The sequence below is a fragment of the Ruegeria sp. CDSA221 genome (genome assembly GCF_059611825.1).
Map to the genome: position 1 here is coordinate 399,127 of NZ_JBXWPK010000003.1, position 6,338 is coordinate 405,464.

Annotated in this window: 5 protein-coding genes and 1 tRNA gene; 1 reads left to right on the plus strand and 5 read right to left on the minus strand. The window is 54.0% G+C overall.

Features of this window, described 5'->3' with window-relative positions:
- Positions 1-262: 262 nt before the first annotated feature.
- From AC2FJ5_RS06930 to AC2FJ5_RS06950, 5 genes are all read right to left on the minus strand, one after another.
- Positions 263-352: transfer RNA gene (locus AC2FJ5_RS06930), tRNA-Ser, on the minus strand.
- Positions 353-1,304: 952 nt separating this feature from the next.
- Positions 1,305-1,781: a P27 family phage terminase small subunit gene (locus AC2FJ5_RS06935; RefSeq protein ID WP_496792871.1), complete on the minus strand. Its 477-nt coding sequence runs from the start codon at positions 1,779-1,781 to the stop codon at positions 1,305-1,307.
- Positions 1,782-2,455: 674 nt separating this feature from the next.
- Positions 2,456-3,160, minus strand: coding sequence for a hypothetical protein (locus AC2FJ5_RS06940; RefSeq protein ID WP_282021682.1), 705 nt, complete (start codon positions 3,158-3,160; stop codon positions 2,456-2,458).
- Positions 3,161-3,664: 504 nt separating this feature from the next.
- The gene (locus AC2FJ5_RS06945) at positions 3,665-3,928 is read right to left on the minus strand and encodes a hypothetical protein (protein ID WP_496792872.1); all 264 of its coding nucleotides are present in this window, start codon (positions 3,926-3,928) and stop codon (positions 3,665-3,667) included.
- Between the two features lie 78 nt (positions 3,929-4,006).
- A complete protein-coding gene (locus AC2FJ5_RS06950; RefSeq protein WP_496792873.1) occupies positions 4,007-4,426 on the minus strand; it encodes a BRO-N domain-containing protein in 420 nt (139 codons plus the stop codon).
- A 1,176-nt stretch (positions 4,427-5,602) separates the two neighbouring features.
- Here AC2FJ5_RS06950 and AC2FJ5_RS06955 point away from each other — a divergent pair.
- Positions 5,603-6,338, plus strand: a 736-nt coding sequence (locus AC2FJ5_RS06955; RefSeq protein ID WP_496792875.1) for a transposase, incomplete at its 3' end; no start/stop codon positions are given.

Consider the following 6,338-nt stretch of genomic DNA (forward strand, 5'->3'; position numbering starts at 1 on the left):
ACCCCGGTAGTGCCGGCTCTTGCAACACCAACGGTACCGGTTTCGGTGGTATAAGCGGATTTGCTAACAATCCAGGCACCAATGGTCGATCACGAGAGCAAGCTTCGAACCTACCGCGTCCCGCGAGGATTTCGAAGGGCCGGGTCATTGAGTGCTGGAAACGGAACACCCGACCTTCCGATCACGTTATTTCTTGGTGGATGTGGCGGGTAAAGCCTTCAAAACGTGTAAGCCATCACAAAAACATCATATGAAGATTTGGTGGCGGAGACGAAGGGATTCGAACCCTCGAGACCCTTCCGGGCCTACTCCCTTAGCAGGGGAGCGCCTTCGACCACTCGGCCACGTCTCCGCTGGCCGGTGTATTCGATAAGCGCCAAGAAATACAAGGGTTTTTGAGTAAAAAAGTATAAAAACCTAATGTCACAAAATTCTGTGAAATTCATTGATATTCTGTGACGTTTAGAGCACTTGCACCACACTTTGGTGCAAAACTGGTGCAAGCGTTCCCTACCCGTTCCGCCCGGGGATCACACGAAAAAGACCTTGCGGAGCGTCGCCGCCAGATCCTCCGGAGATCTGGACCCGTGATGTCGCGACGCCCTTCCCTCCTCATCTTCCGCATTGAAAAAGCGCAGCCTTCGAGGACCAACTCCAGCATAGTGATTCCAGGGACACATCCCGATCTTTCACTTGATCCGAGATGATCTACACCAACATCTGATAACAAAGGGCGCTGCGTGTCAGTTCGATGGGAGCACCATCGCTTTGCGCATCAATCCAAGTCTGGTGCTTTATTGCCCCCAAGACTGATTGCGCCTACTGCAGAAATGTAGGTGTGCAATCCTAGCGCTTGCCCGCATCTGCTTGGCGGTCTTGCCCTCCCAGGCGAGATAACCCTCGGTCAGAATAGGGCCGCTAGCTGGGCTGTTGCCGTGACTTGACCGTCCTGGTCATAGCTGCAACGAACGCGACGGCGGTCCCACTTTTCGGGATCCAGATGATCCTCGGAACATTTTCAGCCGAACAGTGCACCTACACAGAACGCCAGAAACGGAAGCAACCTGAACGGCCGCCTCTCAAACGTGCACTGTTTAGAAAGCACATCTTCGGAAAGAACCCGATCGCGTGATGCGCCGCATTCAGATGCCAGACCAGACCTCGCGCTGGTCCCTAATCGAGGTTGCGCGGATGTCGAGCGGCGACGGCGCGGATTTTAGGACCTGCCACCACCTCACCGGCTACCACTTCCTGCGCCCATGCCGTGACCGGATCCTCTTGCGGAGGGATCCGCGTCGCGTCGCTCATGTGAAATAGTTCTCCGCTGCTGGATCCGGGAAGTTAAAGCCCATCTGACCGCCGCCTGTCAGGCTGCGCTCGGTTTGCGGCGTCATGCCGTACTCACCGGCTAAAGTGCGGATCTGACGAAAGGTTTCATTGACCTGGGCAACTTCGGGCTTTGCTTTTTCCTGTATGCCATCCCGGGTTTTTGTGGTGTAGGTTTCACTATCCTCGATAGCGATCAAAAGTTTTTCGTGCCGCGCAACCGCCCGCACGAGCTGGTGAAACATAAAAATATTTGCCTCATTCAACCGATCCCGGCTCGGGTGGCACAAAGGCAGCGCAAGGCGGCGATAGATCTCGCGGTGAGCAGGGTTTAGATCCTCAGGCTCAAGCGAAAGCATCCGCTCGCGCCCGCGCTCATCAAGATTGAATTGGTCAACACCATCCTCCCGCATGGGAACGACAGCGCCGCCCCCTTCGGGCTTACGGCCTTTCATCAAATCACCTCTCAGTGTGGAGAACTCTATTCAATTCCCGTGTGTTACACAGAAAGGCTCCCTCTCCGGTCCCAAGCGTTGAGCCTTTTGTTTTTCACCCTCCCCCCCCCCTGAAAAATTTTCAGGACGGAGGCATAACCTCTATTGGTTGGCCGGGTGCCATGGATCTATAGGCCAGCCATTCGCACCGCGCCGCTCCGAGTAACCTTTAATCTCCTCGATCTGCTTATCCCGATCATGATGATCAGGGCAGAGCGATTGCAGATTGTCAGGATCATAGAACAAGGCTCGTCTCCACGATGGGGGATCTTATGATCCGCAACCAGATTGCGGCGACGCGGGTCCGTCTGAGGGGTGCCATCACCCTTGAGGCTTCCATCATTCGTCCTGTCAAGCATCTGGCAGGTTGCACAAAGCGGCTCGCGCTCTTTCTGCGCCCTTGCGAGACGCAACTAAGAGGCGGTCTTGTAAAGCCGCCGCCATGGCCGAGGATCTTTCGCCGTGTTCCGGCCTCGCAATCGCTGAAACTTTTGGGAAAGGTGGCCGGGCGGATGACCAAGATGAAGGAGCTGAGACAAGAGCCGCCCGGCCGGGTCATTTCGACCATGCCGAATCCGGTACGTGAGAGAGGTCCGATCTGTCAAACTTTTCGCGACAAAGCGGTCCTAACTCGATCAGAGCCGCGCTGAATAGCCGAGCTTGTCGCCGATCCGCTGAAGCATTTGCTCGGCGGATTCGGTGAGTTGGTCCCGGTGCTTTGACTGCACCGACCACCCAAACCGACGCAGGATCTCGGCCATCGAAAGCCCCTCGATCAGGATCGCGTTGAGCAACGCGACGGCGGTGATCGGATCCCGCTCATTGCCGCGACGGGGCAACAGAACAACATGAGGCTTTGATCGGACAAACGACCGGCGCGCAAGATCCCATTTCCATCGGTTCGCAACACCATGCACCAACCGCACAAGGGTCACGTCCTGGACGCGCGACGTCACGCCGCCGTCACTGACAACGCCAGACCCGCCCGAGACCTCGGCCTCGGCGGAGAGCGTCACGCTCTTCAAGCTGCCGATCCGCTCGACCGCGCCGAGATAGGCCATCGCCACCAGATAGCGGCCGTCATTGGGATTGAACCGCGACAGGAAGGCAGGCGCTCGACGCTTGGCCGTTTTCTGCCCCAGCTCAATCATCACCTCCAGCGCTCCCGGCATCCAGTCATTTATCTCGACCAAAGCCACAGGATCAGAGGCGATGCTCGGAGACGGCCGCTCGCCATCACCTTTGCCGACAGCTTGACGCCGCTCGGCCGCAACAGCAATCAGATCAAGATTAAGCGCCGCAACCAAAGAGGCCGGGGTTGAATAGGTTGTATGGTGCATCTCAAATCCCTCATGTCGTTACCGGACAAGAGAATATCACAATATATTGTTATTTCTACAGTGAGATATTCCCCGCTAGCGACTGACTTACTCCCATTCAGGGAACAATCAGGGACTAGAGAGGGACTGACATGAAACGCTAAGTGATTGAAAACAAACAGTCTAGCGCAAGTTAGGGATTACAGGGACCAAGAACCTCACATTACGCGCGAGGGCGGATCGGGCCGCACCCCCTACCCTGTGCAAAAGCAAAAGAAGTTCTGGATTTCAGTCCCTCCGGTCCCTGATATCGCGCAACAGATTGAAACCTTGAGATAATTCTCTCGAAAGTATCGCAAAATAAATCCCTATCTCGGTCCCGAACAGGGATCGAGATAATCCCAACGCTGACTATTTTTTGCAGAGGGGTGCGGGGAGCAGGGGGCGTGGCCTCGGCCCGGCCACGATCAGGCCGCCGCCCCGCTCCCTTGCGAGGCACGTCGGCACCCCTCCCCGGAAATTGCATCATTGGCGCAGATTGACACCGCAATACCCCGTATCTGACCGCTTGTGGTGCCAGAACCGTGCCCCGGTGCCTGGCTCTCGATAGGTGGCGGACATAGCACGCAAAGCGTTCGAAGCAGTGCGCAGCCCGATGCGTGGAAGATCACGCGCCTCTATATAGGAAAATAGCGCCGCCAATAACTCACGTGACCGCGTAAAATCCCCATGCGATCCTGTGATTTCGCATTTATCTTTCAAAAACAACAATAAAGCGGTGTCGGACATGTCATCGGGACTAGCTTCAGGGTTATGAAGATCTAACAAACCGCTATTGATCCAGAAACTGCGGGCAGCAGCGCGGCCCTAAGTCAATCGGATCTCGCGACAAATCTCAAGCGCCTGATGGAGTGTGTCCGAATGCACAGGTGTATGGCGCAGCGCAGCCGGGCTATATTGGCCCGATTGGCGGATTGCTGGCAGCACCTCTCCCGTGACCCATTTTCGGAAGCAATGCGGCTGAGTGCCTGGGCTCACAGCATCTCGACTTCTCAAGAGCAAACAAAAGAGACCGGATTCGGAAACGGTAGAGACCTCCTGATTTCCGCCAGGGGTGTATGTTGAACATACCCCCCTTTCATCTTCATCCAGCCGTCCAATTGCTTGAGCAATATTCTGAATACCCAAAGCTCGACACACGTCCGCCGCAATGAACCACGGCTCTCCATCCCGTTCAACCACCCGAAACAGGCGACCCTCGAAGGCGAAGTTAGCGAGCCCTCTCATGATGGATTTACCTGAAATTCAAGTATTTTGGACTGAACGTCTGGCTGAATTTTCATGATATCCAACCACAAATCGCCAGATCGTTCGTGGGCCTCAGAAAGAGCACGCTCCAATAGGCACGACATTCCTTCGATCATATTAAGTAGGTTAGAAAGAGGAAGATTACCGTCATTCATAGCCAGATGATGTATAGCGCGCGCCTGAGAATGGGCGTTTGAAAGCAATTCGGTTAAAGTCTCTGTTGAATCGATCGGTTTTGTTGTGCAGCACATATGCAATCTCCTAAAGTCAGCATTCCCAACCGACCGCAAAAGGCACAACCCTTGGCGGCCAGACGAACAAAGTTGAGACTACCGCTCGTAGGAAGCGGCCCGCGACAAAGCGGCCCTGAACGCCTGACCATAAAGAAAGCCGCAACAAACGGTGCGGCTTTAGGCACCTACGAGTAAACGGGGTCTCAATCCCGGCGACGTTTCTTTGACGACGCAAAAAAATGTTAGTCCACTGACTTTAGCAAGGCAAGAAATTTTGCTTCGCATCGGCGTTGACTAAAGGAATCTCAAATTTAATTTTTTTTGATTAGGTGCAGCAATATTCCCAAGGTGTCGCCATCTCTCCCAGCCGAAGGTCATTCACGACTTCCCGTATTCACAACGAATGTGATACCCTGCCCAACTTGAGCGCCTTTAACAAAACCAAGTGATCCAGTGAAAAAATATGAACCTAGACTGGACATCGTCCGGCAAAACCTACGCGTTGCATTCGCTTTAAAAAGAACGTCGGCCGCAGAAGTAGGCCAAAAAGCTGGACTCGGCGTCAACACGCTAGGAACGTTTGTAAACGGTGATGGGTCCATCAGCTACACAAACCTATTGCGTGTCTGTGATGTACTCCGGATTCCGATCGGGATCCTGCATGTTTCTGGATCAGTCACTCCTGGCAGGCTGGAACTGCATTGTGCGTTAGATGAATTGACAACTGATCAGCTAACGGAACTGCTTCTCCAAAAGAACCAATCAGAAAATTAGACACTTGAGCACATAGCAACTTCACTAGTCATGACCCCACCAGATACTGTATTATTGCGATGATCATGCCATATTCTGTTGAAAAACTCTGTCTTGATCGAATGCCATCCTGCTGATTCAATTCTCCTATTGAAAGGGAGATTGGATGATGATGGGACCAAGACAGGAAGCTCAGGCCGCACTGTTCTATGAGTTCTCGTTAGAGGACCACGTTCCCCAAGATCACCTGCTGCGGTCGATTGACCGATTTGTTGACCTGGATAGTATCCGCAGTCATTTGGCGGATTTTTACAGCCATACAGGTCGCCCTTCCGTCGATCCCGAGTTGCTGATCCGCATGCTGCTTGTGGGGTATTGCTTTGGCATCCGGTCGGAACGGCGGTTGTGCGAGGAAGTGCACTTGAACCTTGCATATCGTTGGTTTTGTCGCCTCGATCTGACTGATCGAGTGCCGGATCACTCGACCTTTTCCAAGAACCGCCATGGTCGGTTCCGTGAGAGTGAACTCTTGCGGCACGTGTTCGAAACGACAGTGGCACGGTGCATTGCAGAAGGTTTGGTCAGCGGCCAGCGTATGGCGATTGATGCCAGCTTGATTGAGGCGGAGGCGACCAAGCAATATTCAGCATCACAGGAAGAATGGGATGCTGCACGGATCGATGCCAAGACCGCACCGCGTGCTGTTCGGGAATATCTGGAAACTCTGGATGAGGCTGCGTTTGGTGCTGCATCGCCGGTCAAGCCTAAGTTCATTTCATATTCGGACCCAGCTAGCCAATGGACAGCGGCGCACAAGGCGCCAGCATTCTTTGCGTATTCCGATAACTACCTCATCGATACAGATCACAGCGTGATCGCGGATGTCGAAGCGACCAGATCCATCC

Excerpts from the sequence above, each read along its gene's own strand:
- AC2FJ5_RS06935 (WP_496792871.1), bottom strand. The coding sequence starts at position 1,781 with ATGAAAGGCCGTAAGCCCGAAGGGGGCGGCGCTGTCGTTCCCATGCGG.
- AC2FJ5_RS06940 (WP_282021682.1), bottom strand. The coding sequence starts at position 3,160 with ATGCACCATACAACCTATTCAACCCCGGCCTCTTTGGTTGCGGCGCTT.
- AC2FJ5_RS06945 (WP_496792872.1), bottom strand. The coding sequence starts at position 3,928 with ATGTCCGACACCGCTTTATTGTTGTTTTTGAAAGATAAATGCGAAATC.
- AC2FJ5_RS06950 (WP_496792873.1), bottom strand. The coding sequence starts at position 4,426 with ATGAGAGGGCTCGCTAACTTCGCCTTCGAGGGTCGCCTGTTTCGGGTG.